Raw genomic sequence first — 26,739 nt, 5'->3', positions numbered from 1 at the left:
TAATTTTTATGATATTATTCTTAATTAATAGCGCACAGAGTACCTGGAATTTGAAGCTTTTTTTATTCCATTTTGCTTTATTCTTTGGCTTCGTATTTTCAGCCCAAGCACAGACCGAGTTATATCGGTTTGGACAGGAGGGGAGGCGTATGGCACCCTTTAGAAATGGATTTGCAAAAATAATAGATAAGGATAATACGTACTATATAGATACCCTTGGAAATAGCCTTATACTGGCAGAAGAAACCTCCATTGAGTTTAACGATACCTATGCAATAGAAGATTATAAACGGGAGTTGGCAGCCCATCCACAGCTATTTCCCAAAACTGTACTAAAATATTTAAAAGACAAAAAAATGGGTATCATATCTCCCAAAGGTGATGTTTTGCTTGAAGCAGAATATGATGATATAGATATTCAATTTCGTGATTTTTGGAAAATAAAACGTGATGGTAAAGTAAGTTTATTATTTGTTGATAAAACGCAATTGCCTTTTTTTGATGAAATTGGTTACTTGGAAGGCGATTATTTTGACGTCAAACAACATGGGAAATGGTACTTATTTAGTCGGTCGCACAATAAAATAATGACTAAAAATGGTTACGATGGCTTTGATTATTGTGGAGGTTGTGGTCATCGTCAGTCTTATCTTTATGCACAAAAAGATGGAAAATGGGGTGTTATAGATTGGAATGAGCATATCTTGATTCCGTTTGAATATGAGCATCATCATATGGGTATGCGCAGTGATAATTGGATTTCTTCCTTTTCAAAAGGGGGTAAGTCGCTTGTTATACATATTCCTACCCAAAAGGAATTTGTCGATACTGAACTCTTCATGAGATTACTGATTGCCAAAAAAAACAATCTTTACGGCGCATATGGTCAAGATGGTGAGTTGAAAATTCCGTTTGAATTTGAACGTATTGAACTTCCTAATGATAATTCTTTTAACGGCTACTATGGAGAATATCTCATTACGACAAAACAACATAAAAAAGGAGTGGTAGACTTGAAGGGAACCGTAATATTACCTAACATATACGATGAGGTCAAAGTATACGATGATTATTTAGTTACTAAGAAGCAACAGATCACCTCCCTTTTAAACCCGAATCGACAGGTCGTTTTTAAAATAGAACATGGTGATATAACACATGTCAATGACTATTTTTACTCATCGGGGAGCCATGGATTAGCTATTTTTAAAATCAAGAAAAGAGCTTTTTATGGATTGTACATTCCACAAACAAATACTTTTATAGATCCTCAATATTACCATATCCAATTTTTTGATTTTAAAAATCCAGACCGTCAAAAAAAATACCTGATTGCCGAGAAAAATAAATTGTTCAGTTTTTTTGATACAAACGGTCAATTGTTATTAAGTGATGTAGAAGGAATTTCTGAGTTATACCATGGACCTGAACATATAATCGCCTTTATAAAGAATGGGAAAACTGGCCTATATGATCTGGATTTGAACAAGGAGATGATTCAGGCTATTTACGAAAGTATCGATATCTTAAATTTAGGAAAACAAGATTATATTAAAGCGAATATGCATATTCTTGAAAATGAAAGAATTGATGAGTTTGATACTCAAATCAGTCATTTATTTGACCTAAAAGGCACAAAAGTAGTAGGAGCGGATATCAAGCAGATCGATACCATCGATAGCAAAAGATCTCTGGTAAAGATTAGAAACGGTAATAAAATGAGCTATCTTTTAATGAATCTGGAAAATTTAAAAGGTGAAGAACTAAATTATCATGCTGTGTATCGCATGAATTCAGCTCAGGTTTTATTGGTGTCCGAAGATGATAAAATAGGAAAGCTCTATGATATGACGTCTCATCAGGAGCTGAAAGGATCATATAGCCTAACATTTGTAAAACAAGGGTACTTACCTCAGAATTCAGGTAAGGAAACCGTCATTATGCCATATAAAAATGGTATGGCTTTGATACATAATGAAAACGGCTATGGATATATCAATGAAGAAGGTCGAATCGTTGTCGCTCCGCAATATGTATGGGCTTTTGATTTTGTAGGAAATGCTGCTTTAGTATGCCAATCCGAAAATTCGGATCCGAGAGCATTAATGTTTAAAATGGGGCTTATCAATAAAAAGGGAACCATCATATTCCCTTTGGAATATGATCTGACCAATTCGAGATTAAACCATCAAGAATCTTTCTTCCTTGATCATGCTGTCATATTACCAAAAGTAAATGGCTATGATCAATATTATGGTCTTGGGGATTTGCATAGCGGTAAGCTACTGCTTCCCGTTGAATATACCCAAATCCGATCTATTCAGAATGGACAATATCTCCTGCTTCAAAAAAATAATAAATTTGGGATATCAGATGTTCAAGGTAAGATTATTATCCCAGTCGAGTTGGAAGAAATTCTATTTGATGCACCATCATATTTTGATACTCATACAGATACTCCTTCAGATATTTTTCCTCTACTCGTTTATCGAAATAATACCTGGAGATATATATTAAAAAATGGAGATTTGCTCCCTTTTCAGTTAGGAGTAAAGTAGGTTCAACCCCAACACCCTATTTATTTTATAAAGTTTTGCATCTCTTTGTCGTTTTCTATTTAATTTATTGATCTAGCTTTGATATTGCCTGGCAATTTTTTCTTCAGGTTTTTCACTATACAAGTACAGACATAAGAGAAAAAAATATTCTAGGGGTTTCATTAATCTATATACCAAGTTTGATCTTTCCACGGACGTGACCTTTTTAGACAAAGGGTAACCGTATTTATCGTACAACCCTCTTATGATTTTATGTGCCGCAGGCCAACTTTCCGAGATCAATTCTTCAAAAGCATTAGCAATGAGCAACTGTCTGTTTACAACGATTTCATACCCATGTCTTTTTCCTAAACGCAGTGGTTTTACGACTTTGGGATCACCACATATGGCAACAGTACATAAATAATGCCCTCTATGATCTAAAAATGGAGGATGAGTTTTTGTTGAAAAATTCCAGGTTGTAGTTTCCGTAAATACTTTTGATATCGAATCCGCTTCCTGTCCAAATAACATCAGGATAGCCACTATCATTATCCATATAGGTATCAGCAAAATAATAACATACAAAGGTTGATGAGCTGTATGAGCCATCTTTTGATTCAGGTAATTGAGAAACTTATTCCGATAAGTTTTATTCGAAGCTTCCGTTGCCTCTTCAGCAATGACTTTGTAAATTAAAGTTATAGCCGTTATGATGTTGGTGACAGGTAAAAAGCCAAACAACCAAGCATCGTAAAATTGCGTGTTAGAAGAAATCTGTAATAATACAAAAAAACTAATTATGATACCAAGGACGACAAAAATCAATGTTAGTACAAATAACAAAGGGGGTAGTGATCTCCCTTTTAACCAGAGTTTTATCGATCCAAAAAGAGCTGTTCCAAATAAGAAAATGAGGGTTAAACTATGTTCCGAAGCAAATGGAGAATAACCATTGTCAACGATATCTATCGCTTCTGTGTGATGTGATCCGTACATCATCAACCCAAAACAGAATAAAAGGAATGATAAGCATAAAGCAACAATAAATATATACTCCACAATTTTTGTAGGAGTACTAACCTGTTGTCGAATTTGCCTATAAATCAAATAGCCGATTACTGGAACTGATAGTATAGATAGTATAATAAAGATTTCCATTAGTTTTGCAGTGAATTATTTTTAAATTTAGTTTGTACAATGAATTTATGATGTAAATTTCCGTTTATATCTTGATGTTAAATGTCCCATTTTATGATAATGACCTCCTATTTATACCTTAAAAATACTGTTTTTCGAATCAAGAATTAAAAGAGATTACCATTCGTATTAAAATTGGCAATATATATTTATTGTACCCCTAAAAAATTGTGTTTCTGTATCTGTATCCCATACATATCGTTCTTTAAATTTGCCGTTCACGAATATGATATGAGCATGAAAGTCAACAATTTTGAAGATTTTAAATTGGAAAATTTATATCTATCTGAACTCCGTCCTGTTGTTTCTTTATATAAGCAACGTGTTAATCAAAATTCATCTAGAGAGCATGTAAATTCGGTAGAACAGTTAACCATAGACTTTGGGTTACCGTTAGCTGTTTTACTAGAAGCTAAACAGGTTGTTGCTTATGCAGCAGCAATTGTCAATCCCTATCATCAAGTGGAAATAAATTGTATTTTCTTCGATGAGATCCATCGACATGAATTTCAAGACGCATTAATTACAAAAGCAAAAAATAATTTTAATCAGGCATTTGAGGATGGCGAACAGCAACTTCTTAGATTGACATCAGCTATTGAGAGGCTTATTTACTGGTTGAATCTTTAAATGTTGTTTGTAACTTTAAAAAGCAGTTCTAATTGCGCATGGATTGGATTTTTTAAAATTGATCATTGGAGCTCTAAAAATGATTACATTGGAGGTTTAGTATCCCATGTTAACGTATAATCAAATCGATCTTGAAGAACATAGCATCACTAAAAAATATATTGTTATCATATAGTTAAAGCCATGAAGAAGGAAGTCTTATATGTAAAGATTGCAAACATTATTGAAGAACAGATCTTCAATGGTACGTAAAAACTGGGAGAAAAACTTCCTTCTATACGTACCGTACAGAAGATGTATCATGTGAGTATCAATACCGTTAAACAAGCTTTTCTCGAATTGGAGAGCAAATCGCTGATCAACTCTAGACCACGCCTTGGTTATTATGTCAGTAAAACTTCACAACGAAGATTTTCTCTTCCATCTGTGGGCATGTTGTCGTCATCAGGTGGCGAAAAGCAGCCTGAAGATCTTATCGATAAAGTTTATAATTCCTTAAAAAATAAAGAGGTCACTCAATTTTCCCTTGGTGTTCCGGCGCAAAGTATGCTTCCTATTGCCAAGCTTAATAAAGGAGTGATCCATATGATTAGGAAACTTGATGATGGAGGGACAAGTTATGAACCTGCTCAAGGAAGTGTCAATCTGAGGAGAAGTGTTGCCAAATGGAGTATGGAATTTGAAGGGCAGCTTACGGAAGATGATTTAGTAACGACATCTGGTGCTATGAATGCCATTTTTAACTGCTTGCTTGCTGTCACAAAACCAGGCGATACCATAGCGATTGAAACTCCGGTGTATTTTGGAACGATACAGGTTGCTAAATCTTTGGGTTTACAGGTCATTGAGATACCTGCACATCCGCTTACTGGCATTGATATGGATGCATTAAGAAAGTATCTGCCACGTATAAATGTGTGTTGTTTTACAGCAAATTTTAGCAACCCATTAGGAAGCTTGATGCCAGAAGATCATAAAATACAACTGGTTAAATTACTCACCGAGCATAATATTCCATTAATTGAAGATGATCTTTATGGCAATCTATACTTTGGAACCACTAGACCAAAGCCTTGTAAAGCGTATGATGAAGAGGGAATAGTCATGTGGTGTGGCTCTTTTTCCAAAACACTAGCACCAGGTTATCGAGTAGGCTGGGTTGCTCCCGGAAAGTTTAAGAGTAAGATCATTCGTCAGAAACTTCTACAGACGATTTCTACCCCTATACTCTATCAAGAAGTGATAGCCGATTTTATGGAACACGGCAGGTATGACCATCACCTGCATCAGTTTAGAAACAAACTCTACGCAAATTGCCTGCAATATCAACAAGCTATCGAGGAATATTTTCCTGACAATACTAAAATAGGTCAGCCACAAGGAGGCTTTGTGCTTTGGCTTGAGTTAGATAAAAGAGTTGATACCGCAGCATTATATGATACCGCTATGCGTCATCAAATTAGCTTTGCTCCCGGTAGAATGTTTACCCTCCAAGATCGTTATCACAACTGTATGCGACTCAACTTTGCTTTAGGTTGGAACGAACGGATTTATGCTGATTTGAAATGTTTAGGCAAAATTGTCAAAAATGCCATTTGATTGATCAGTAATCAATTACGTTGCCGTAAACCTGTTATTGTTTATAAATCAAATCTTGTAAAAGCTCTTGCAACTGTTTGGTGAAAGGTCCAGCTTGTGGAGCAAAATCTTGATATCCCAATAGCGACGTGACGGGAGTAATATTTTTAGTGGTCGAACTTATAAAAGCTTCCGCCGCATTTTCCAGATCGGAGATGCTAATATCTCGTACTTCTACCTCCATGATATTTTTTGCTAGATCAATGATTTTCTTGCGCGTAATACCTTGAAGAACATCTTCCGCTGCGGTCAATAACTTACCCTCATGACTGATCAAAAAGAAATTGGCACGAGGACATTCTGATATAAAGCCATTTTGCATATAGACCACATCGTCAGCACCTTTTGATTTTGCTACTTTTAAAGCTTGTATCCCCATGACATAGTCGATGGATTTGACCTGACTAAAGGGACGATGATAGGTAAAAGGAAGTAGCTTTAATCCTTTCTCTTCCAAAATGACATTTCTTTTTAATGGTTGTTGGCTGATAATGAAGTTGGGTTCTGCTATGCTGTAGCCATCGGGACTATAGCCACCAGTCAATAGCAGCTTAATCCCAGAGTCCGGCATATTGTTGGCTTGTATCAACGTGTCTATGCATGTTTTGATTGCCTCCCGAGCATAATTAACAGGAAGATCCATGAGATATGCAGATTGATAAAAACGATCCAGATTATCTTCCAAAAATATAGGGAGTCCATTTACCGTTTTGAAAAAATCAAAGATACCGTATCCGCGAACGATAGCTAGATCACTGATGGCGAGTTGAGCTTCATTTTCCGAAATGAGTTTTCCGTTAAAAATAACATAGGGAGTTTGCATATCCTTTTTGTATTAAATGTTTTGCGGAAACAAACCTAGGCAATCCAATATGGAAAAGCAAGTTTGAAAAGTTTACTTACCACTAATCTTTTCTATTAAGGCTATTGTTGAGCATGCAGCCAATCATGCCTTTGTTAATCATTTCATAAGCTTGGGGTAATCCTCACTTAACAATCAACTTATAGCTTTGCCGCTAATCAATCTTATTTGTAAAGGCAAAACTCATGTACTTTAAATCATCTAGACTATTGTGGCTGTTATTACCACTTACATGCCACTCTCTACCTACAGAAGCAAGCAATTTAAGAATAGCCTTGTTGAAAAGCGAACTGAATATTCAACAGCAGCTATCCGGAACTGTGCTCGATGCAGATGGTCAGCCCATTAGCGGAGCTACCGTCCGTAATCTACGCACCCAACAAGATTATCAGACCGACCAGAACGGTAAATTTGTGCTGGAAGGAAAAGTAGGAGACACCATTTCTATACGGTTTATTGGCTACGCCACAGCGCAGTATACCGTTACTACTTTAAGTGGATTTCAGATCAAATTGGTTTCAGAAGGCCAGCAGCTCGAGGAGGTCATGGTATCCATTGGTTACCAAAAAATCCGTAAATCTGATGTAACAGGAGCGATTGCAAGTGTAAAAGCTGAAGAGCTCAACCTGACATCGCCTAAACTTTCACAAGCCTTAGTGGGCAAAGTAGCCGGTGTACAAATCATGCAAACAAGCGGAGCACCGTATGAGGGAACCAAAATTAAGGTGCGCGGTATGGGCTCTATCAATGCAGGTTCAGATCCGCTATATGTTATTGATGGCTATCCGTCGGGCAATAACTTGAATATCAATCCTAATGATATCGAGACCATCGATATCCTCAAAGATGCTGCTTCTGCCGCGATCTATGGTTCCAGAGCGGCAGGAGGTGTGGTCCTTATTACGACCAAACGCGGTAAAGAGGGGCGTAGTCAAGTAGATTACGAAGTATTAGGTGGTTTTGGGCAGCTATCAAAAAAGATAGATCTATTAAATTCAGCCGAATTTATCGACTTGTTGATCGATGGTCGTAATAATGCTTACAAAGATTTGGTCACTGGTAAAGGATTGACCTGGAATGATAATATGCGCTTAGACAGCAATGCCGATCGTGTCGCCCGTGTCAGTAACGCCGGTTCGGTTTCAATTCCAGAAGAATATTACGATTTTTCGACAGGTCTGGCTAAGAAAGCAAAATATGATACGGATTGGCAGGATGCTTTGTATCGCAATGCACCTTTTCAACGCCACAACGTATCTGCATATGGTGGGAATGATAAAAATAGATATTTTTTAAGTACTTCCTATCAAGATCAGCAAGGTATTATGTTGGGTACAGGGCAACAGGTTTTTAACTTCAGAGCCAATACCGATGCCAAGGTGAGCAAAAGGCTTACTGTCGGTGCCAATGTCTCTTTCACCTACAACGATAACAACGAAGTGACTACAGGCCGTTATGATAGGAGTCCTTCTATGGCCGCATTAATTTATTTACCTACACTACCTGTCTATAATGAAGATGGTAGCTACGCTAAATTTTTAATGGCCGATTTGTCGGCCAATAACTATGGCGTCCAAAATCCGGAAAACCCCTTGGCCTACGTCACTGAGATCAAAAATAATAGACGCGGAAAACGCGGGTTATATAATGCATTTGCCGATTTCTCCATCTTAGAAGGTTTGAACCTAAAGGTAAACGGTGGCTTGTCAACTTACGACGAGAAGCACGATTATTATCGACCTACCAGTATTTCAAATGGCAATAATGCACCCTATTCTAATTCTGCAAAAGCCGCCGCTTATGCCGATGCTACTACCCGTAGTGAGATCGACAAGCTAGTCGAGACCACGTTAAATTATAATAAGACATTTGCGGATAAGCATCAAGTAACGGCTTTATTAGGCTATTCGGCACAAAGGACAGATGTCGACTATATGTCTGTTCGCGCCAATGGATTTCAGAATGATGCGATCGATGAGATCACTAACAAAGGGGCAGATCCATCAAATTTTCAGCTACTAGGCGCTTACAAAAGAATTACAACACTGCAGTCGTATTTTAGCCGCGTTAATTACAGCTATGCATCCAAATATTTTCTATCCGCTTCATTTCGTACAGACGGATCATCTCGGTTTGGGCCTAACACCAAATGGGGAACATTTCCTTCCGTTTCTGCCGGTTGGACCATCTCCAAAGAAGATTTTTATGATGCATGGTTAGGAGAGGGATCAACGGCGAAACTAAGAGCAAGTTGGGGAAAAAGTGGAAACAACAATATTGGTGAATATAATGCCATCACCACCTACAATTCACCCACAGGTGTGATCATTGGCAATAAAGTAGAAACCGCCCTTGCGCCAGGAGATTTACGTGACCCGAAATTGGGTTGGGAAACCACCTCACAATACAATGCTGGATTGGATTTAGGACTTCTCCGAGGTCGCTTGAATATCATGACCAATATTTATTTGAGCCGTTCGTCCAATATGTTGTTCAACCAGCCGATCACCGCAGTATCCGGAGCGACTACGATCTTGACCAATCTGCCCAATAGTAAAGTTGAAAACAAAGGATTTGATCTTCAAGTCGATGCTGCCTTAGTGCGTAAAAAAGACTTTAATTTAGGGATCAGTGGCAATATCAATGTCAACCGTAATAAAGTACTGGATCTTGGTGGAGGATCTACCATTATGACCAATGGGGCGGAGCGTTCATACATCACACATATTACCCAAGAGGGCAGTCCAATCGGTATGTTCTACGGTTTCAAAGTATTGGGAGTAGCGACCGAAGAAAACTATAAAAGTGTTGCACCATCTGCAGGTTCAACCAATCCAATGCAACCCGGCGATCTTTATTTTGAAGATGTAGATGGCAACGGTATAGTAAATGATGAAGACAAACGTATTATCGGTAGTCCGCATCCTGATTTCACCTATGGTTTTGCGATCAATACACGATATAAAAACTTTGACTTGAGAGCTTCATTCAATGGATCGCAAGGAAATAAAGTATTGGATGGTTATGATTACTACCTGTATAATATGGAAGGCTCGGGCAATCAATATGCAGATGTGGCGCAACGCTATAGATCGGCCTCAAATCCGGGCAACGGCGAAGTATACCGTGCCTCACGTGGCGGAACCCAGAGCAACAGCACACGTTTGTCTACTTTTTACCTACAAGATGGTTCCTTCCTTAGGATGACCAATATCATCTTGGGTTACAGCTTACCAACTGCAACTGCCAATAAGTTATCTCTTTCAGGAATAAGGATATCCGCAAGTGTAGACAATCCATTTACCATTAGCAAATACAAAGGTTACAATCCAGAGCCCGACTATAACCAGCGCGGTAATCTGACTCCCGGGGTAGATTACGGTTTATATCCTTTGGTGCGTTCATTCAATCTTGGATTAAAAGTTACATTCTAAAAAAATCGACTATCATGAAAAAAAGATATTTATTACCCTTCGTTCTTCTAGCACTATCCTCTTGTGACAAAGGATTTTTGAATCAGGAAAATCCCAATGAGGTATCAGTCGGCGCATATTTCAAGTCAGAAAACGACGTTTTATTAGCTGTGAATGGTTTATACCAAGCATTGCGCTCAGGAAGCACTATCGGCGAGTCCAGTGCGCTTTATAGCGAAGAGCGTTCGGACAATACCGGCCGCGATGATAACCAGTCCAATGCAGGTGAACCCTTCCAGTTTAATGATTTTTCGATATTACCGAGTAATTTCTATATCAAGACACACTGGTCAGCGATGTACGATGGCATTGCACGCTGCAATACGCTATTGTCCAATATCGACCGCGTAACATTTGCAGACAATGCAGTCAAGGAACGTTACATTGCTGAGACCAAGTTTGTGAGGGGACTCTTATATTTCCATATGGTACGCAAATTTGGTGATATTCCGTTGTCAACAGTCGAGATCACGACCAAAGAGCAAGCTGCCGAAATTGCCTATAGACAGAAAGAGGCTACTGTTTACCAGCAGATCGTAACTGATCTGACTGATGCCCTGAACAGCAACCTGCCCAATGTGCAGTGGCAGTATGCTGTGGGTCGTACCTCCAAAGCAGCCATCAATGCTATTTTAGGGCAAGTCTACCTGACAATGGGTGCCACTTTAGCCGGCGATAAACAAGTTAATTTTCAAAAAGCAGAGCAATATTTAGCAGCATCATACGGAATGCGTACGTTCGGAAAGCTTACCGAGATCCCTTATTCAGAAGTTTTTGATGTTAACAAAAAAAGTACCTGTAAAGAATTAGTGCTGCAAGTTCAGTATCTGCAAGGTGATCAAAACTACAGCTCAAGTATTGCGCGTAATAATCAGGCAAGAGGAGAAGATATCAATTCAAAATTTGTATCAACAGGTATTGGAGGCAATGTGAAGCATGATCTGGTAAAAGATTATGAAGAGCAAGATCTGCGCAAAAGCTTTTCGATCAAGTTTGCCGAACATGCACAAGTTAAAGACTGGTTTATCACCAAATTCAGAGACAACAGTGAAGCCGCAGGAACCGAGGGAAGAGGAGGAAATGACTGGATACTGATCCGTTATGCCGACGTAATGTTACTCCTTGCAGAAGTGAAGATGCATTTAGGTAAAGATGCAGAAGCCATTGCTTTACTCGATGAAGTTAGACTTCGGGCAGGCTTACCATCATATGCAGTTTCAAGGACTAATGCCAGTTACGCAGCCAAATACCCGACATTGAAAGATGCTATTTTGCATGAGCGCCGTGTAGAACTAGCCTTTGAAAACCACAGATGGTTTGACCTCATCCGCAATTATGATGCAAATGGACTGGTCGATTATTTTAAAAAGAAGAGTCAGGCCGACTATGGCAATGCCAAATTATCCAATATTACGATTAAGGATCGCTATTATCCGATACCATTTGACGAGTATAAGTTAAATCCTGAAAAAATGTATCAAAATACAGGATATTAAATAGTGACAAACTATTCTTATGATCAATACTATGAAAATATGGCTTCTCGCCCTGGGTATGTTCCTTTCGAATGTATCCTGGGGCCAGGAGTTTCATAGCGATAGAAGCCCACAAGATTGGGTGATCGCCAAAAACTATTATGCCACCTCTATTCTAATTCAAGATAGCATACTGACTGGAGAATTACTATCTCTGCCTGAAGTTCAAAATCTGCTGAAACAAAGGCATAGCCGCTACCTCAATAATACTACATGTGCAGACGTTGCCTGTTTTCTCGATGCTTTCAAATGGAAGCAACAGGAGATTGATCTCTTGGTGAATATCTTTGTTGCTAACACCAAAAGGCAGACAGGGCAGTCATTCCGTAAGCGGTTGATGGATTCTCAGACCTATGGGCTGTCACAGGGAAAGCAAGCAGATGAATATCTTGCTCGCGCCTTGCGACAAGATCTAGAAGCAATGAACTACGTGATCGATGTCTATGCTGGAGCTAAGAAGCCCAACTATCCGCGCATCGATTCGATTTCTTTTAATATTGCCAGCAAATCTTATCTGTACCTGCTCAAAGACGTGGCACAAGACGTCCTCAAAGACGTGCGGCAACCTAATCTGGCTTTTTACGAATCTCTTTGGACAGCCGTTAGGTTATTGGAAGTAAACGAAAGATGGGATGCCGCACAATTGGAACCTTTGATGGAGCAGGAAAACAAGAAGGCATATGAAGCGATCCGTAAAACAGATTTTACCCGTTATCCTTACAGTCTTCTCTTAACTTTGGGAGCCGGTCCAGATCAATACGATCAGCCTATCAGCCCAGGAGGTATGTTGCGTTCCAGAATGGCGGCACGCAGTTACTTTGACGGGCTGGCACCCTTTATTGTGGTTTCTGGAGGCCGTGTGCATCCCTATAAGACACCTTATATTGAAGCGCTTGAGATGAAAAGATACCTGATGCAGGTACTGGGAGTACCCGAAGAAGCGATCTTGATCGATCCACATGCCCGACATACCACCACCAATCTCCGTAATACTGCTCGTATCTTATTGACTTATGGATTTCCTGCAGATAAATTTGCTATCGTCAACAGCAGTGTGCCGCATATCGATGCCGTTCAGAATATGGCCGATCGTTGTATACGAGAATTAGGTTATGTACCTTATGAATTGGGTAAACGCATCAGTGATGTTATCGTGGAGTTTAAACCTCGTATAGAATCCCTGACCATAGATCCAGATGAACCGTTAGATCCGTAGCATTTTTTGATAGCTGCTTCAATAATTTTCAAATTCATCTATTATCCACACCAAAATTAAAGTAATTTACAGGTCTATTTTTAGGACCTGTAAATAGCGTTATGAAAAAATATCTGAAACAATTATCAACCAGTTTTCTAATCAGCTTAAGTCCTGTCTTGATCCTCCATGGACAGTCAAAGACCGAACTTACAAATGTGTTTTTAGGATCTTCCGGAGACCACGGACAACTGTCACCGGCAGCATCTTCGCCATTCCATCAGATGAGTATCGCGCCACAAACCTATCCCACGTTGCATATGGGCTATGAACACTTAGCCAAAGAAATACTCGGGTTTACGCACAATAGATTTGAAGGAGTAGGCTGCAAGGGAAGTGGTGGCTTAATATTGGTAAAGCCATTTTTGGGGCTTCAAGATGATGGCAAACCTCTGATTAAAGAGCAGGAAAAAGCCGGCCCCGGATATTATGATATTGCCTTAAAAAGTCGTGTAAAAGCACAATTTGCAGTGCATGAGAACTTTGGAATTCATCAATACACGTTTCCCGCAGGAGAAAAGGGGCTGACATTAGATCTTGCACATGCATTCAATGGTGCATTTGTTTCCAACACGTACACGCTTGCAAAGGACGGTGTGCTCAAAGGATCTATTCGAGCAAGAACAACTTGTGGGGTGGGCATATACAGCGTCCATTATGCCATCGCTGTAGCAAACAATAACCAATGGAAAGGAGCAGACAATCTCTTGACACTTCAGCTCGACAATCAAACACAAAAGGTTACATTGCGTATTGCTTTTTCTGCCGTGAGTACCGATTATGCCGAGGCGACTCTAAAAGCCAATAGCACTAAAACCTATGCTCAGGTAAAGGCTGACTCAGATCATCGTTGGGAAACTTACCTGTCAGGTATCACGGTCAAAGGAGATCCTAATCGCGAGAAACTCTTTTACTCCTTGCTTTATCGCACCCTGCAGTCTCCTTATCAGATCAATGACTCAGATGGGCATTATAGGGGTACAGATGGGCAAGTCCACCAGTCCAAAGGCAATCGCTACCATGGGTGGGCTATTTGGGATAATTACAAAACACAGCTTCCTTTGTTAGAGCTGCTTTATCCACAGCAGTATCAAAATATCGTTTCTTCGGTTTCAGATCTTTATCGTTACGGCAAGTTTGATTTCGCCGGACCAAACGAGCCTGCAAACTCCGTTAGGACAGAACATGCAGCTGTTGTGCTTTTAGATGCGAGTAAGAAGGGATACGATATTCATTTATCCGCTATTCGTGATTCCTTAGTGCGGGATACCATGCGTTTCGATTTTTCAAAACCCGATAAATATTTAGAAGCTGCTTATGACATGTGGGCTATGGCAGGTTTGTTGCCAGCAGATCGTAAGCATTACCTCGATCGAGCTAGCAGCTATGCCGGTGTTTGGTTAAAGGAATTTAAAGATCTCACTCGTCCGGATGTAGACCGTATGTCAGCAAGAAATATGTATCAAGGTACAATCCGTCAATACCGTTGGAATGTACCCTTTGATATGCAGGGACTGGTCACTCTGGCTGGAGGCAAAGAAGCATTTACAGCACAATTGGATGATTTTTTTGATCATCATTATTTTAATCGCGCCAACGAACCCGATATACAGTCACCCACATCCTATTATGCCAGCAGTAAGCCATCACGCTATCAATCATTGGTACGGGAGCTGGCTCTGGATACGGTCATACAATATTACTTTAATGACAATAGCCGTGGTATCGATCCCTTCATAGACCGGATATACAAGAACCAACCTAAAGCATTTGTACGGACTATGGATGACGATGCCGGCGCCATGTCAGGCTGGTTTGTATTGACGGCATTGGGCCTACATCAGCCTTTGATCGGACAGCCTATCTATTATGTCAGCGTCCCTTTATTTCCAGAGATCGTTGTACAGCGGGGAGAGCAGAAACTTAAAATCATAGTGATCAACTATAACGATAAAAACAAGTATGTCAAACGGATTTTGCTCAATGGTAAAGATATCGACAGACTGTGGTTGCATCATGACGAACTCCGTAAAGGTGGATTACTGGAGATAGAAGCCAGCGCCGAACCTTCTACTTATGGTACAGCCAATATCTGGGTTTCAGATCTGAAAGAATGAGACTAAGGGCTGATTAAACTGATTAACAAACAGCCGTTTGGGATTGCCAAATGGCTGTTTTGTGAGTTTGGTGTTGCACTGAAATGCGCTTATAAAAAGAGAGTCCAATCGTGTTGATTTTGGGTAATTTGAGGTGAACCAATCGGTTTAATAATGGTCGATAGGTTTAGCTATCTGTTGAAAAAGTATTTGAAATTTATTTTTTTAATCACTTGATCATTTGTAAATTAGAGGGGTTAATATAATATATTATGGGATTAAAGGTATTAAGTTTTGTTTTGGCATTCATCTTTTATAGTTTCCATGAGCCAACAATAAAGACAGAAGAATTATTAAAAGGAAATTGGGAAAATCAGAGTGAAGGAACTCTAAAAAGTATAAATTTTTTAGGAGATAACATTTTCACTTTTCAATTGTTTAAAAATCAAAAAGTTCACAGTTATCAGAAGCTTTATAGAATAAAGAAGTCTGATTCAAAAGAACTTATCCTGGAGATTTATTCTAAAGAAGTATTTAATTCATTTAAGGACAAAGTTGATGGGAATATAAAACTTATTAAAGTTGATTTTTTAGATCCAAAAATAATGAAAGTTTCCTTTGGTAAAGAAGACAATCAGAGTTTTAATTTAGTTCGTAAAGACTTAACTATCTTTCATTGATAAATAAAAAGAAGCTATTAAGTTTTTGATATGATCTTTTCTTATTTAATCAGAATTGCTTTTTCAAATCTTGGGCGATTGGATCGCTGTAAAAAGAGGGTATTACGATTCTTTTATACGTATTCGTCGCAATATCCTGATTCCCTGCAAAAGGAAAAAACACGAGAAAGCCAGCTGCTGTGGTTTCACTTGATACGATTAGTTCACCATTTTTAGCTATGGCGAAGCAGGATGTTGTCGAGATAAATCTATTTAATAAAATGTAAATGTCCACATCTGTCTTTCGAAACGAGATAAAGTTTTGTGGTTCCGATCTGATTTTTATTATTTTTTTCCGCACAACATGACCCACAGTATCAATCAATTTAAATAGAATTTTATTTTTGCTAATTAATTCCAATGAAGTTTCGTAAAGAAATTGGAGGCTATCCCGTTTATAATAACCAGGCTCAATGAAATTCCAGAGACAGTCGGCATTTTCCTTTGAACTCTTTTCCAGAATGGGATTTATTCGGTTCCCTATTTTCAGTGGAAAATTATCAAAGGTGTAGACCTCTTGGGATACTATTTTAGAAACAGTGTAGTCATCGGCAGTTTTTGCTAAATACTTCGGAGATATTGAACTGCAGGAGCTGTATAATAGGACAAACAGTACTGAAAGTAATCCAATAAAAATACGATATGCTTTTTTTGCATAAGTTTTAGTTCTTCTCATAATCACTTAACAATTAGTTTTAAATCATTTGTCAAAAGAAGCTCACGTTAACTGTTAAAGATAGGTTTACTTATTTTTAATAATATCATTTATTTGATCCTGAGTATACACTTTTATAAACCACACCGATTTTCAATAGGAACCGTAAAGAGTTGAGAGGCAAATTTAGACCATTTGGATTCGTTCAGCAACTGAGAGGACTGAGCTGCTATTTTTATAAATGGAACCTTAAAAAAAAAGTTGATATCGCACGGTGTAAAATTAATGCTTATTTCGTCTACAGGATCATTAAACGTAATGATGGTTGGTTGTGTCAATCTACCCAAGACGATAATTTTTGGTCCATGTGTTACATCTTTTGTGAAAGTAACTTCGTTGGGCTTGATGCCTATGGACGTCTGGTTAAATAAGGGTAGACAGGTGCCCAGATTAGGAAATGCTGTGTACTTTAAAGGAAAGGTCTCTCTATGATGTGATATTGTAAAGCAGGTAATATATTTTTTTAGTTGATCGGAAAGAGGTGTAATATTGGTAAACATAATAGCATATCTAAATGATTGAAAGAAGATAGATCTTAAAGATAATAAGATTATCGCTTACTTGCACCTATAAGATGCACCGTTCCAAAAGTTTTCTCCGGTATGATCTTTAGCTTTTTCAAATACCTTATCATGTTTGGCTACTTATTTGAACGAATGCGATCAATCTCTAATCACAACAAAGCATGATGGTTAATGAGCAACATCGAAATGATGAAAAAAATTATATTCTATTTCCAATAATTAGTTTATAATTGCTGTTCATTATAAACAAGTTATTATTCATATTTTCAGTCTAGTATGATATTACAACATCAGAAAGAAGAAGCGATCGTATGTTGCTATAAAAAGGAAAAGTTGAATTTATGTAGCTCTTTCAGTAAAGATGATTTAAAAGAATAATTGATAAAATGGATAACAGGAGAGAATTTTTAAAAAAAGCAGCGATGCTGACAGGTGGTATGTCCTTGTCACAACTGCTCCCTCAATCTATTGCTAAAGCCATGGCCATTAATCCTACATTAGGAAGCACGTTTTATGATGCAGAACATGTTGTTCTGCTGATGCAAGAAAACAGATCATTTGATCATGCTTTTGGCACGCTAAGGGGAGTTCGAGGGTTTAACGACCCGCGTGTTGTCCGCCAACCCAATCACCGCAAGGTTTGGCTACAGTCCCAATCGGATGGTAAAACTTATGCCCCTTTTCGACTGGATATTAAAGATTCTAAAGTCACTTGGATGGGCTGCCTGCCACATAATTGGACAGACCAGACCGATGCACGTAATCAAGGCAAGATGGATCGATGGCTAGATGTCAAGCGTTCGGGATTTAAAGATTTTAAAGAGATGCCCTTAACATTGGGCCATTATACACGTGAAGATATACCTTTCTACTATGCCATGGCCGATGCGTTTACCATCTGCGATCAACATTTTTGTTCCAGTTTAACCGGTACCAACCCCAATAGACTCTATTTTTGGACAGGCAATATCAGAGAAAAACTGACCGATAATGCACTGGTCTGGAATGGAGATTCTGAGTTTAGCGGCAAAGCCACATGGAAAACTTTTCCCGAACGCCTTACCGACAATGGTGTGGACTGGAAAATCTATCAAAATGAAATATCTTCCAGTAGTGAGGGGTACAGTGGTCAAGAAAACAGTTGGTTGGGGAATTTTGGATGCAATGTCATGGAGTATTTCCCCCAATATGCTGTCAAATATAGCAAGCGGTATCAAGATCTATTGATTGAAAAGAGAAAGCAGATCAATGTGAAGCTTGAAGAACTCAACAAAAAAGGCATTACAGCTGGGAAAGAGTACGATAAATTACAAAAGCGGCTGCAAGAAACGGTAAAGGAACAAGAGCTGTATACAGATGAAAACTTTGAAAAGTTGAGTGCATACACAAAAGAAATCCACCGACGCGCATTTGTCAATAACAGTGTTGCTCCAGACTATATGGAGCTCGAGCAGATGGAATATCAAGAAGGCGATGAGACTCGCCAACTCCAGATACCGAAGGGTGATATCTTGCATCAGTTTAGAGCAGATGTCGATACAGGCAAACTGCCCACGGTATCATGGCTGACGGCACCACAACTTTTTTCGGATCACCCAGATTCACCTTGGTTCGGAGCCTGGTATGTCAGTGAAGTCATGGACATCTTAACTAAAAATCCAGAAGTATGGAAAAAAACCATCTTTATCCTTACTTATGACGAAAATGACGGTTATTTTGACCATGTGGCTCCTTTTGCTGCGCCAAATCCTTATCGTCAAGATTCAGGTAAAGTTTCTCAAAGCATCGACACACGGTTGGAGTATGTAAGAAAAGAAGAGCAATATCACCCCGAAAGTGGGCGTGAAAGTAATATCGGTCTAGGGTATCGTGTACCGATGATTATTGCTTCTCCGTGGTCCCGAGGAGGCTGGGTCAATTCACAGGTATTTGACCACACTTCACCATTGCAGTTTTTAGAGCGGTTCATTAGCCACAAAACACGTTCAAATATCAAAGAAACCAATATTACGGCATGGAGGAGGGCAGTTTGTGGAGATTTAACGTCGGCTTTCAGACCTTACAAAGGAGAAGTGATAGCAAAGCCCGAATTTGTCCAGAAAAAATCATTCATAAAAAGCATTCATCAAGCACAATATAAAGATCTACCCAAAGGATTTAAACCTTTAGATCAAGCTGAAATAGATCAGATAGATCAAGATCCTCGCATTTCTCCTTACTTTCCAAAGCAAGAAAAAGGTTCTAGAGATTCATGTGGATTACCGTACGAACTCTATGTTGACGGATATTTTGATCAAAAAAATCAAGCCTATCAGATTTCCTTTGAAGCTGCAAACCGCGTGTTCGGTTCTGCATCAGCGGGGGCAGCATTTACCGTTTACAGCGAAACCCCTTATGATAATGAACAAGGCAGAAGTTGGAATTATGCTACTGTCGCAGGAGATCGGTTGCAGGATAGTTGGTCATTAGATGCCTTCGATCATCTTGCGTACAAATTGAGCGTTTATGGTCCTAATGGTTTTTTTCGAACATTTGCTGGTAGTAAAGAAAACCCAAAAATTAAAATTTCTTGTCGTTACGAACATGATAAAAAAGGTAAAGGATTTACTGGCCGATTGCTGTTTGAGATCGCAAATCAAGAAGACCGTCAGGTTGAAGTATGGCTTCAAGATAACAGTTATGGACAAGCAACACGCCGTATTAAGCTGGGTGCAGATTCCAGTAAGGTTGTCGAAGTTGATTTATCCAAACAGCATTTTTGGTATGATATAAAAGTAAGCTGTACTGGATATTTGAGCTATTTCGAGCAGTTTGCAGGACGTATTGAAGTTGGTGGAAATGCAAAAAGCGATCCATTAATGGCATAAAAACTTAGCGATCCTAATATCGTATGTTAATCGCCATGCAATCCTAGGATAACCAGGCGATTTTTTTTGTGGTTGTTTATGGGTGGGTGTGACATATAAACAACCCCTATGTCTACCTGAATAAACGGTTGAAAAAACACATTAAACAGCACTGTTGCACAAGCAACTAGTGTTGTTTTTCTTTAATCTTTTCATATGCTTTGATTAAGTTTCGAATGCCTGTCGGGATCACTTGGAGACTGGCTCGGCATTGGGTCGGCAATCCTCCAACCTTTTCCTGACCAACTTCGCCCCATCTTCTAGGTCGCTTCGAGTGGGCTCCGAGGTGGCTTCGACTGGGCTTCGACAGGGAGTGAGGGGACACTCGAAGCCGACTCGAAGGAGACTCAGGTGGAGGTAGAACAAGTCTAGAAGAAAGGTCGAAGAAAGGCAGAAGAATACCAAATTGGATGTTTCTGTCTTATACTGAAATAGGTTTACATATACCGAACAGATTACTATATATATTTTACATTCTATTTCTTTCTACTGCATATGGTTGTCATTGTCTTTTTTCTTACTGTTATCAGTTGTCCGTTGCCTAGCCACTGTTTCCCTCATTTTGATGCGGAACTTTTTTGCATCCGGACTACGTCGCTGAAAGAGTCCAGGAACATTTTGGTTCTTCCATTCCTGATGTGCCTGCTGTGGAGACATCATGTTGCAGGCCATATGTGGCCTAAAATGATTGTATATGTTGACTGCTTTGACCAGCTGGTTAAGCGCAGTTTTGTAGTCTGGAAAAGTCTCGGCCATCCGATATTCGTTTTTTAGGATACCATTTAACCTTTCTGCCACAGCATTGTCGTATGGACTTCCGGACTGTGTCATGCTTATGGCAATACCGTTTTCTTGCAATATACTGATATAATTTGTGCTGCAATATTGGATACCTCGATCCGAATGGTGGGTCAGAATGTTCTGTGGGTACATCCTATGCGCTATGGCCATCCGGAGCGCTGATATACAGGCCTGGGCTGTTGGTCTGTGAGTAAGTTTGTAGCCCACGATCTTTCTGGAATAGGCGTCTGTGATCAGGCACAGGTAGATCCATTTGTCCCGGATGCGTATGTAGGTGATGTCACTCACCCATATCTGTTCGGGATGCAGGGCTTGCCTACGTTGCACAAGATCGGGCCACTTTTTGAAACGGTGGTCTGATTGGGTCGTGATGGCATACCTGCGTTTGCACTTGACCAAAAGGTCATTCTCACGCAACAGCCTAAAGAAAGCGTCTCTTCCCAGTCCAATCATCGCGCTGCCCATTTCTTTGGTCAGTATGCTGCGAAGCTTAAGGGCACCCATGCGATGGGAGTCCTTCCGTATTTCTCGTACCCTGGCCAATACAAGTCCGCTGCGAACGGAATATTCCTGCTCTCTGCCCATATATTTATAATAGGACTGCCTAGTTCTGCCAAATAGTCCACAAAGTCTGGTCACCGAAATATTCTGGTAACACGACTTCATTTCTTGGACGATTTGGCCCCAGACTTTTTTACCAACCCAGCCCCATGGAGCTCCTCCGCTTTTTTGATCAGTATCTCCAGGGCGGTAATCTTGAGGTTTGCCTCAAAAAGCTCATCCCTGAGCTCTTGTTCATTTTTTATCCCGGGATCTTCCGAATCTACAATCTGTGGAACTTCCAGATCTAGATTGCTTTCCCACTGCTGGTACCATTTCATAAAATAACGAGGAGTCGCTTCTCCCGGAAGATTGTATTTCTCTGCAAGTTGGGAATAACTAAACTTGCCTGTTAGGTACTCCCTGGAAACTAAGATCTTGAAGCTGTCGCTGTAAACTTGTTGTCCCCCTGATTTACGTTTTGTCATACGCTGTTTCATAATACTAAATTTAAGGTTTTAATATTCGGTTTTTGTAAACCTTTTTCAGGAAGGGACATTCGGAGTAGTTTTGGCAGCAACCAGCTCGATACCAGCTTCATATCAGATTCGGACAGTGTTTTACCGAAAGCCGTCTGTACACCGCTTCTGCACCGCCTATTTCCCGTCCCTGACCCGGGAAATGGACGGTGCAGGGACTTTGCAACTGTGGTGCAGGGACAGAGAAAGTTTAAAACAAGGTACGAACAAGGTTAAAACAAAGTACGAATCAGATCCAAATAGCCTGGACATCCCTGCTGTTAATTTTGAAGGAAAATAAGGCTTTCAAGTGGCCAAGAGCGTACCGTTAGTGTACGGGTTATTCACGGGGAGTATACCCATGCGGTACCAAAAAGCTACTAAAAAGGTACCGTATAGCGACTCAGGTCAGTAGCTTGGCTGAAGATCAGGAGGCCCCGACTAGACCAGCGCGCGAACACGGTGGTTCATGTATCTCCCAAGCATGCGTAGTGCATATGCTAAGTAATGGTCAAGCATGGATAGTGCGTAAAACGGTACCTGTTGATACACTATCCATGCACTATCAACGCTCTATCTATGCTTCATCTATACTTGATCAATGCCTGAAGATTGCTTCATCTCAAATAAGCGCTTTTAAGCGATCTAATTTATTTTTTCAGGTTCTAGAGTGGTTTTGGATCAATAACCTATCTGATCGCCTAAAATGCTGCTTAAATAAAAAGCTTGGAGCTATTCAGGATGTCTTGAAGAGGTGTCGCAAGGATTTTTTGTTGAAATCTAAATTTTCAGTGTCGATGATCTTCGTGTTGATGTTTGAATGAAGGGGTTGAGGTTAGATATCCATTTTAAAAATCTGTTTGTGGCTTATGTCCAGCGGTGAAATTGACCGATTGGATTAAAAAAGTAGGAGCTTTCGTGTTCGCTGGTTATATTGTTGTGTATGCAACTATATTGAATTTGAAAACAATTTTATGGCGTTGATACGGTATGTTTAAATAAGAAAAAAGGAGGTGGCATCTCCATGCTAGAAAATTGAATACAAGAGAACCAAAGTGCATGCTATAAAAAAAATCTTTCCAGCTCCATACTGGAAAGATTTTTTTGTTAAAATTAGATATTTTACTTCTTCAATTCCAGATGGATAATGCCAATGATTTAAGGTAGCAATTCATATACCCGGACATAGTCAATTTCAAAAACTGCGGGAAATGCTCTTTCATCAATCCCGTTTTTGCCACCCCAATTTCCGCCGATGGCTAAATTGAGCAACCAGTGGAATTTTTGATCAAAAGGCCATTCCGCAAAGGATTTATGTTCGTTTTCAACAGAAAAAATTTCTTGATCATCGATAAATCCTTTGATGTATTCTGGGGTCCAATCTACGCGGTATAAATGGAACACATCGGAAACACCAGCTACCTTTTTTGTGGCCGTTTTTTGAGTATTGATATTGTGGTTATACGCTTGGGTATGCGTCGATATATGCAATACATCTTGATCATAACCCACGTGTTCGAGTATGTCTATTTCACCTGAATTGGGCCAATTGCCATACGTTGATTCTGTAGGCAGCATCCAGATCGCTGGCCAAGTACCGCGTCCTTTGGGCAATTTTGCTCGGGCTTCAAATCGGCCATATAAGAAATCACCCTTACCTTTACTGACCAAACGGGCAGAAGTGTAGGGTTTTCCACTTTTACTTTCTTTTAAAGCTTTGATTTTTAAAACTCCTTTGCCTACAATCGAGTTTTTGGAAGAAGACGCGACATAATACTGATCCTCATTATTGCCCCAGCCGTTATATTTTGAACCTACATCGTACGACCATTTTGTCGTGTCTGGTAAGCCTTCGTAATTAAATTCATCTGCCCAAATGGGATCACTTGAAAAACGGTAGGTGTTTTTTGTGCCTGCGGCGCTGATGTTTGACTTATTAGCCGTTACGTAAAAAGGGATGTTGGCTGTAGCCACGTTGTTGTGACCATCGGAAACATAGACAAATAATCGATATGCGCCTTCTTCTGCGGGAGCTGTAAGCTGTGTGTGCTGTTCACCTTCAGCTGCAATACGTCCTGGAATAGCCTTTGGTCTTTCTTCACGGTCACCACCTTCTTTCAGGTCGGTGCTTTCGTGGAGAAGCTCCCAGCGAGTCGTTAATTTATCGCCATCCAGATCGTTTACAGACACAGCAACAGGATAAGTTTTCCCCGGTTCGACATAAACGAAGTCAGCTGCCTTTTTTCCATCTAACAGCAGGGACGATACCTGTGGGGATCTGTTTGCAGGCCATTTTTTTGACCAGAGATATTCCATGACATCTACGACTGCATTTTCTTCACCTGCTTCTGTGAACAAGCCATACCAGGTAGGGGTGCGCTCTTGTTTCTGACCCCACAAAAACACATAAGAACCCAAGCAATGATTATCTTTTCCGATCGAGGCCTCATAGCGACTTTTGTATACAGCAGCTTTTTCACTACTATTTTCTTCAATAGAAGCAGACCAAGGAGTCTGGGTGACTTCCCAGTGTCCTGTAGGTCCCCATTCGGTGACGATGTACGGTTTTTTCCAACCAACACGTTTTATCTGCTCAGGTACGGAGGCGAGACCGCCATATACTTGAACAGCAATGAGATCGATAGCTGGACATTTTTCTTGGATATAGTCAAACTCCTTTTGGTTGATACCTGCCAACATAGTGGTCACCAAATGATTGGGATCCAGCTCATGGATCATGGCCGCAATATCATTGACAGCGTCCCAAACTTTGGGATTGCTATAATGCAGATTGAGCTCATTGCCGATTCCCCAGGCTAAAAGTGCTGGATGGTTTCGGTATTGGAGTACGGTTTTTCGTATTCCTTCCAATTGCTGAGCGACCAGTTCAGGATTGTTATAGTCAAATCCATGCCTTTCAGCTCGGACATCCAATCCTAAGGTGACAGTCAGTCCCAAGCGTTGGGCCTCATCCAATATTTTGTCGGCATTTTGGGGACTCCAAGTGCGTATGGAGTTACCTCCATACGCTTTTAGACGATCCATATAATTGGTGCCGCCAGCTCCTTTGATAAAATACGGCTGACCGTCACGCTTGATAATATAACCACCGTTTTCTTTAGCAATGACGGTTTTGACGGGTTTGTTTTCTTGCGATACTGCTAGCTGTACGCTAAAAAGGAGTAGGGAACACCAGATCCCTATTTTAATATACTTCATGATTTATCTGAAATTAGGATTAGCATCTATTTGAGTTTGCGGTATTGGCAAAGATTCACTCATGCCAGGAATAAATTTAGCGCCAAATACATCTTTTGCTTTTCCTGTACGAACCAAGTCGGTGAAACGTTCGCCCCACCACTCACAAGCAAATTCAGCTCGACGCTCGTCCAGGATCTGGTTTAACGTGACATTCGAAATTGCTCCTAATTTAGCTCGTTCTCGTACTAATCGGAACGGTTCATCCCCGTTTTGTCCCTTTCTTACTTTTGCTTCCGCATTTAAAAGCAATACATCGGCGTAACGAAGTATCCGAACATTATTATTTGCGCCATATTCCATTCTTCCTGCGGTCATTTGTGCTTTTGGAAGATACGCTTTTCCATTAAAATATTTAACACCAAATGGATTACCATAGACAACGTCACCACTAGGCGTGGTTGCCGAGGTCGCTGGGTTGCCGTTGATTCCACAATAGAGAATAGTTGTTTTTAAACGTTCGTTGTCTCCACGATTTGTTAGAAAATCGACAATATCTTGCGACGGAGGAACCCATCCCGCACCTGAAATGGGACTTCCTTTTTGATCCCCAGATGGACCTTGCCATTTAAAAAATGTTCCCCAGTCTACTCCTGGACGTACAATATCTCCTGTGCTTAAGCCAAAATCGGAATATTGCAATTCAAATAACGACTCGTTCGCTAGTTTTCCAGGTATCTTAAACAGTTCGTAATAGTTTGGATATAAAGAAAATTTATTGCTCGCAATGATCTTATTGGTTGCATCTAAGACTTCTTCCCAATGGGGACTCCCATTATCATTTCCGGCAAGGTCTGCAGCAGCCTTAGCTTTTAGGAGCAGTGCGGTATATTTGGTAACGGCACCGATATGGATGGACTGATTGGGACGTGCATCTTCGAGATCTTCGATACATTCATTCATTTCTGCAATGATAAATTGTCTTACTTCGGCCGCAGTGCTCTTCTCGATGGTTGCTAGACGTCCTATGTTTTCACTGTCGATCAAAATGGGTACATTTCCAAAGAGGCGAGAAGCCATGAGATGGGCATAGGCTCTCAGAAATCTTACCTCAGCTTTATATTGCTTATTTAAGATCAGGTCTTTGGTATTGCTCGCGGGTATTTTTGCAGCAAAATTGTCCAGCTCAATCAACGCATTGTTGACTGCGATAACCAGACTGTAATAACTGATCCAAGACTGATTGAGTCCCCAATAGGACTGAACCGTTACATCATTTTGGAAATTTTTGATCGCCATTAACTCTGGATTATCATTTGGATTGGGTGCCGCCTGCAGGAAGTCATCATCTCGCATACAGCGTATGGAAAGATCGATCCAATGCACCAGATTGTCGTCTGCGGCTGATCGGTATACGCCAGAAACAGGGCCATACATGAGGGCAGTATTGCTGTAGTCGATTTCTTCCGAACGTTGTTGATTTTCAAGAGGCTTGTCTAAAAACTTTTTACAGCTACTCATGGAGAGGGGTACTGCGATACAACTTGCTATGAGGATATATTTAAATGTGTTCATAAGATTAAAAAAGTAAG

Annotated in this window: 17 protein-coding genes; 9 read left to right on the top strand and 8 right to left on the bottom strand. The window is 40.0% G+C overall.

The genetic code is table 11. The features are described from left to right. Positions 1-8 precede the first annotated feature (8 nt). Positions 9-2,558, top strand: a complete 2,550-nt coding sequence (locus MUB18_RS17780; RefSeq protein ID WP_248754105.1) for a WG repeat-containing protein — start codon at positions 9-11, stop codon at positions 2,556-2,558. A 72-nt stretch (positions 2,559-2,630) separates the two neighbouring features. On the opposite strand, the gene MUB18_RS17775 is transcribed toward MUB18_RS17780, so the two are convergent. After that, positions 2,631-3,698 carry a DUF6688 family protein gene (locus MUB18_RS17775; protein WP_317233167.1) on the bottom strand — a complete coding sequence of 356 codons (1,068 nt, stop codon included), beginning with the start codon at positions 3,696-3,698 and terminating at the stop codon, positions 2,631-2,633. Between the two features lie 276 nt (positions 3,699-3,974). On the opposite strand from MUB18_RS17775, the gene MUB18_RS17770 reads away from it, so the two are divergent. Beyond that, positions 3,975-4,367 carry a hypothetical protein gene (locus MUB18_RS17770; protein ID WP_248754103.1) on the top strand — a complete coding sequence of 131 codons (393 nt, stop codon included), beginning with the start codon at positions 3,975-3,977 and terminating at the stop codon, positions 4,365-4,367. 255 nt (positions 4,368-4,622) lie between these two features. Then, entirely contained in the window at positions 4,623-5,966 is a 1,344-nt protein-coding gene (locus MUB18_RS17765; RefSeq protein WP_262917529.1) for a PLP-dependent aminotransferase family protein, read from the top strand. Positions 5,967-6,000: 34 nt separating this feature from the next. Here the strand turns inward: MUB18_RS17765 and MUB18_RS17760 are convergent, their stop codons facing one another. Continuing rightward, on the bottom strand, positions 6,001-6,828 hold the full coding sequence (locus MUB18_RS17760; RefSeq protein WP_248754101.1) for an aminotransferase class IV: 828 nt from the start codon (positions 6,826-6,828) through the stop codon (positions 6,001-6,003). 224 nt (positions 6,829-7,052) lie between these two features. Between MUB18_RS17760 and MUB18_RS17755 the strand changes: the two genes are divergently transcribed. From MUB18_RS17755 to MUB18_RS17735, 5 genes are all read left to right on the top strand, one after another. Next, complete coding sequence (locus tag MUB18_RS17755) at positions 7,053-10,301, top strand: SusC/RagA family TonB-linked outer membrane protein (protein WP_248754100.1); 3,249 nt, start codon at positions 7,053-7,055, stop codon at positions 10,299-10,301. 14 nt (positions 10,302-10,315) lie between these two features. Beyond that, positions 10,316-11,836, top strand: coding sequence for a RagB/SusD family nutrient uptake outer membrane protein (locus MUB18_RS17750; protein WP_248754099.1), 1,521 nt, complete (start codon positions 10,316-10,318; stop codon positions 11,834-11,836). A gap of 31 nt (positions 11,837-11,867) precedes the next feature. Then, positions 11,868-13,091: a YdcF family protein gene (locus MUB18_RS17745; protein WP_248754098.1), complete on the top strand. Its 1,224-nt coding sequence runs from the start codon at positions 11,868-11,870 to the stop codon at positions 13,089-13,091. Positions 13,092-13,192: 101 nt separating this feature from the next. Next, positions 13,193-15,247, top strand: a complete 2,055-nt coding sequence (locus MUB18_RS17740; protein WP_248754097.1) for a glycoside hydrolase domain-containing protein — start codon at positions 13,193-13,195, stop codon at positions 15,245-15,247. A gap of 251 nt (positions 15,248-15,498) precedes the next feature. Next, positions 15,499-15,906, top strand: coding sequence for a hypothetical protein (locus MUB18_RS17735; RefSeq protein WP_248754096.1), 408 nt, complete (start codon positions 15,499-15,501; stop codon positions 15,904-15,906). Between the two features lie 49 nt (positions 15,907-15,955). Here MUB18_RS17735 and MUB18_RS17730 read toward each other — a convergent pair whose 3' ends face one another. Further along, a complete protein-coding gene (locus tag MUB18_RS17730; RefSeq protein WP_248754095.1) occupies positions 15,956-16,621 on the bottom strand; it encodes a hypothetical protein in 666 nt (221 codons plus the stop codon). A gap of 113 nt (positions 16,622-16,734) precedes the next feature. Further along, positions 16,735-17,160: a hypothetical protein gene (locus MUB18_RS17725; RefSeq protein WP_248754094.1), complete on the bottom strand. Its 426-nt coding sequence runs from the start codon at positions 17,158-17,160 to the stop codon at positions 16,735-16,737. Positions 17,161-17,570: 410 nt separating this feature from the next. Between MUB18_RS17725 and MUB18_RS17720 the strand changes: the two genes are divergently transcribed. Then, positions 17,571-20,051, top strand: a complete 2,481-nt coding sequence (locus tag MUB18_RS17720; RefSeq protein WP_248754093.1) for a phosphocholine-specific phospholipase C — start codon at positions 17,571-17,573, stop codon at positions 20,049-20,051. A gap of 525 nt (positions 20,052-20,576) precedes the next feature. On the opposite strand, the gene MUB18_RS17715 is transcribed toward MUB18_RS17720, so the two are convergent. From MUB18_RS17715 to MUB18_RS17700, 4 genes are all read right to left on the bottom strand, one after another. Further along, positions 20,577-21,557 carry an IS3 family transposase gene (locus tag MUB18_RS17715; protein WP_248754092.1) on the bottom strand — a complete coding sequence of 327 codons (981 nt, stop codon included), beginning with the start codon at positions 21,555-21,557 and terminating at the stop codon, positions 20,577-20,579. Then, on the bottom strand, positions 21,554-21,931 hold the full coding sequence (locus MUB18_RS17710; RefSeq protein ID WP_248754091.1) for a transposase: 378 nt from the start codon (positions 21,929-21,931) through the stop codon (positions 21,554-21,556). Before MUB18_RS17710 ends, MUB18_RS17715 begins: the two co-directional genes overlap by 4 nt. 1,176 nt (positions 21,932-23,107) lie before the next feature. After that, positions 23,108-25,168, bottom strand: coding sequence for a family 16 glycosylhydrolase (locus MUB18_RS17705; protein ID WP_248754090.1), 2,061 nt, complete (start codon positions 25,166-25,168; stop codon positions 23,108-23,110). Positions 25,169-25,171: 3 nt separating this feature from the next. Then, the gene (locus MUB18_RS17700) at positions 25,172-26,722 is read right to left on the bottom strand and encodes a RagB/SusD family nutrient uptake outer membrane protein (protein ID WP_248754089.1); all 1,551 of its coding nucleotides are present in this window, start codon (positions 26,720-26,722) and stop codon (positions 25,172-25,174) included. Positions 26,723-26,739: the final 17 nt, after the last annotated feature.

It is taken from the genome of Sphingobacterium sp. PCS056, from assembly GCF_023273895.1.
Classification (GTDB): Bacteria; Bacteroidota; Bacteroidia; order Sphingobacteriales; family Sphingobacteriaceae; genus Sphingobacterium.
This window is presented reverse-complemented; position numbering and strand designations above follow the sequence as displayed.